Here is a 4,316-nt window from a genome sequence, read left to right on the forward strand (position 1 = left end):
CCAAATGAATAAATCAAATCAACCAAGTTTTATACCTTAATACAAAAATGCTTCATTAAGGTATAGGATAAACCAAAAAAAATAAAAATTAACATTTTATATGAATACTTTGTAATGATACACTTAAAATATTATAAATATTTTCATTACTGAAAGATTATTTTGGCTAGATAAATTATTCAGATAATAATATAATAAGGTAAATAATTGATTATTTTGTATTTAACTACGCCTTTTAAAATTTAAATAAATATTGTTTTATGAAGCAAGCTATATTAATTATTGGTTATAAATCTATAGATAATATAATGAGAATTATAGATTATTTTGATGATAATTTTCAATTTTACATTCATATTGATAAAAAAAGTAACGCAGATTTAACTCCACTTTACACGATTAAAAATAAAGCTATTAATATCTATAAAGAATATAAAGTATATTGGGGTGGTGTGTCTATAATTAAAGTTTCATTATTTTTAGTTAAAAAAGCCCTTGAGGATAAAAATAATATTTATTTTCATTTAATTAGTGATCAAGATTTTCCAACTAAGCCTGTTACCCATTTTTTTAAATTAGCTGAGGAAGGCAAGAATTATTTAGTCTATGAGAAGTTACCAAGAAAAATATGGGATGGTAATGGTGGCTTGGATCGTATTTATTATCATTTTTATGATAATTTTAATGCAAGAAAATATGGAATTGGTCGGTTATTAAGTTTTTTAGTTTATCTTTAAAAATTATGCGGTATAAAAAGTTCTTACTCATCTAATTTACCTAAATTATATGGAGGAAGTAATTGGTGGAGTTTTACCAGAGAAGTATTACAATATGTAATCAACATAAGTGAAAATGATTCTTTTTTAAAAAGAATGAATTATACAATAGCATCCGATGAAATTTTTTTCAAACAATATTGGTAATTCTAATTATTTAAAATCCATTAGTAATAAAAATTTAAGATATGTTGACTGGGAATTAAGAAATGGAAGTTCACCGGCATTTTTAGACCTATCTGATTATGATAAAATAATATAATCGGAAAAAATATTTGCTTGAAAATTTAATAATATTTCTGAGGCTTTACTTGAAAAATTAATCAAGGTAAATAAGAATGACAATGATTTTGAAATATGATATTTAAAACATTTTATTTTGTAAATAATATTATAAAAATATATTAACGAAAATACAACATGTAAAAAATAAAATAATATTATGATAAACTAACAATAATAATTTCCCATAAAAATGCTTTTAAATATCTTCAAAGATGTTTAGATTCAATACCAGAAAGAGAAGATATTCAGATTATAGTTGTTGATGATAATAGTGATAATATTATTGTAGATGATTTTCCTGGCATAAATAAAAAAAATATCGAAATATATTTTACTAGGGAAAATAAAGGCGCTGGGATATTCAAGAAATTTAGGATTATCTTAAGCTAAAGGCAAGTGGTTACTATTTGCATATGCAGATGACTTTTTCAATTTAGGATTTTTAAATGTATTAGATAATTACATTGATTCAGATAATGATATTGTTTATTTTTCAGCAAATAGTATAAATATTTATACCGGGAAAAAATTACATAGGAATAAAAAATTAGCAGATACTCTTACTGAATATTTAAATGAAACAAAAAAATAAAGACATTTTAATTTATAGAAATTGGGAGCTATGGAGTAAAATGTTCAATTTAAATTTTATTCAAAGAAATAATATAAAATTTGAAGAAGTTAGAGTAGGTAATGATGCATTATTTGTTATAAATGCAGGAATGCTAGCGAAGAAAATAAATGTTGATATAAGTGAAATTTATTGTGTAACTTATAATAAAAGAAGTTTAACATTTATTGTAGATGAAGATTTATTTGATGCAAGGTTTTTATCAAAAATAAAAATTAATAATTTCCTTTCAAAACTTAACAAAGAACAGTATAAACTGTCACTAGGATCGGATATAGTTGCCTCTTCACGTTATGGTTTAAAAAAAACAATTAATTTTATTAAAATAGCTAGAAAAAATAATAATAAAATTTTTTATGCTTCAGTAAAAGCCATTATCGATAAATTATTTTAATTTTAAAAATAAAATTAAATTGTTTAAGAAAATTACTATTTTTGAACTGTTAGTACTTAATAGTAATTAAAGCAGTTAAAAGAGACAAATAAAAATTTATGTTATTATCTAATTCTTATAATAATTTTACATACTATAAAAAATAATTTAAATTGTGTATTAATTGAAATATTAATGAATATCATTTTATGGTTATATATTTAATAAAATCAATCTTATAACCAATTTTAAATGCAATTTTTAGCTGATATTTGAAAATAATTATAAATTAAAATCATAATAAACAATGGGGTATAAGAAATCTATAAAAATATTTTTAATTTTTACATTTTTAGTTAATATATTTTGCGCTAAAATCGATATATGAGGTAATAAGTAATAAAATCATTTTTTTATTATAACTAAAAATAATATAATTTTTAAACTTAAATTATAATTAAGGAACTATAATTACTCAATTTTGTAATATATAGTATTTTGATTTATACTTTATTCTTGCTATTGCAACATTTTGATTTTTTATATATTAATAAATTGACTACATGAAAATTTTAAAAGAATTATGTATTGTTATTTTTAGATAATTTTATTAATATTTTAAACTTTTATTATATAATTAATTAATATTTTATTTTTTTTTCTAGATTTAGAATTAATTTAAATATATATAAGTATAAATTAAAAAAATAATCAAAATTTATTTATTTAATAATTTTCTGTTTATAAATTTTTAATAAATTATGCTAAATTTAAAAAAAATATATATTAAATTAATTTTAATTTTTTTAATAATATTTCCCAAAGGAGGATTTAAAATAGGAGATATTCCTATAACCTGGGGATATTTACTACTACTATTTTCAATACCACTATGCCTATTGAAAGGATTAAAATATATAAATAGAAATAGATTTAGAGTATTCATTTTAACCTTACCATTTATTATTTACTCTTCTATATTATTAATATTAAGATTTAATAGTGATAATCTTGGATTTACTTTATCTTTTTGCTTAAGTATCTTATTTTTACCTTTCATTTTTTTAATATTATATAGTAAAATATTAGATAGTAAAATTTTTAATGATATTTTTCCTTTTATTTTATTATGGGGAATTAGGATTGTAATTGTATTTGGTCTATTTTTATTTTTATATAAGAAATATTTTAATCAGACTTTTGAAATTCCTTATTTAACTGTAAATATTGATGATGATATGGAGCAAAAGAATAATAATAGGCAAGGCATATCAAAGCTCTATTCAACATATAATAATGGTAATATTTATGGGATATGTATGCACATAATAACTCCTCTATACTTAATGTATGAAAAAAAAAATATTTTTAAGATTTTATTCTTATTAACATTATTTTTAACCTTATCTAGGACAATTTGGATTGGCGTTCTTATAGAGTATATATTCTTTTTTATAAACAGCTTTTTAAGACGCAAAAATATATTTTTAACAATTATCTCTGGATTAGTCTTAATTTCAGGTTTTCCTTATTTATTAAGGTTTATGAATAAAGATGTTAATTTTATAATGGATAAAGATTTAGGTGGGAGATTATATTTGTTTGATATATTAAATAATATATCACTATTTGGAAGTGGATCGTTTAGGGGCATTTCTGAAATAGTTTATTTATCCATAATTCAAACTTTTGGGCTTGTTGGTTTTATATTGTTTTTATTATATTTATTTGCTCCGATAATAATTTTTAACTTTACGAAAACTCGCAATAAATTATACTTAGGCTTATTAACTTATATTTTTCTTTGTATGTCCGATGGAGCTATATTATTGATACCAGTAATGTGTTTCTACTGGTTCGTTGCTTCATATATGTTTAAGAAAAAATTATAATGAGTAAATAAAATAATAGCTTTTTTAATTAATGAACTTTTATTAAAATAATATTTTATTTTTTTAATACAGATTTTAAAGTATAATATAACTAAAACATAAAATAATAAATAAATTAATTTAAAAAATTAAAAAAAATTTACATTTAAAATTTCATAAATTATCGAAATAAATACATGGTAATTTTATTCAATAAAAATTATTTCAATCAGTTAATTTATAAAATTTTAATATAAATTTATAAATTTTTCATATATTGCAGCTTCTAACAACTAGTCACTCATTGTCCTAATATGAATAAAGCATTAGTCCACGATTGGTATTGTACTATTGGAGGCGGAGAAATGGTAGTAAAAACT

At 20.1% G+C, this 4,316-nt stretch carries 4 protein-coding genes; all 4 read left to right on the plus strand.

Annotated elements, in window-relative coordinates; all coding sequences use genetic code 11:
- The first annotated feature begins 260 nt into the window (after positions 1 to 260).
- The 4 genes from M3Z80_RS09300 (at position 261) to M3Z80_RS09310 (ending at position 2,086) form a co-directional block, all read left to right on the plus strand.
- Positions 261 to 737 carry a beta-1,6-N-acetylglucosaminyltransferase gene (locus tag M3Z80_RS09300; RefSeq protein WP_293919338.1) on the plus strand — a complete coding sequence of 159 codons (477 nt, stop codon included), beginning with the start codon at positions 261 to 263 and terminating at the stop codon, positions 735 to 737.
- Between the two features lie 157 nt (positions 738 to 894).
- Complete coding sequence (locus tag M3Z80_RS09305; RefSeq protein ID WP_293919339.1) at positions 895 to 1,038, plus strand: hypothetical protein; 144 nt, start codon at positions 895 to 897, stop codon at positions 1,036 to 1,038.
- Between the two features lie 200 nt (positions 1,039 to 1,238).
- A complete protein-coding gene (locus M3Z80_RS09845; RefSeq protein WP_366519877.1) occupies positions 1,239 to 1,451 on the plus strand; it encodes a glycosyltransferase family 2 protein in 213 nt (70 codons plus the stop codon).
- A 185-nt stretch (positions 1,452 to 1,636) separates the two neighbouring features.
- Positions 1,637 to 2,086, plus strand: coding sequence for a hypothetical protein (locus M3Z80_RS09310; protein ID WP_293919340.1), 450 nt, complete (start codon positions 1,637 to 1,639; stop codon positions 2,084 to 2,086).
- Positions 2,087 to 4,316 lie beyond the last annotated feature (2,230 nt).

It is taken from the genome of Apibacter sp., assembly GCF_025291155.1.
Classification (GTDB): Bacteria; Bacteroidota; Bacteroidia; order Flavobacteriales; family Weeksellaceae; genus Apibacter.

What these genes read in the sequence shown, in the direction of transcription:
- M3Z80_RS09305 (WP_293919339.1), top strand. Translation starts at nt 895, where the DNA reads ATGAAATTTTTTTCAAACAATATTGGTAATTCTAATTATTTAAAATCC.
- M3Z80_RS09310 (WP_293919340.1), top strand. Translation starts at nt 1,637, where the DNA reads ATGAAACAAAAAAATAAAGACATTTTAATTTATAGAAATTGGGAGCTA.
- M3Z80_RS09300 (WP_293919338.1), top strand. Translation starts at nt 261, where the DNA reads ATGAAGCAAGCTATATTAATTATTGGTTATAAATCTATAGATAATATA.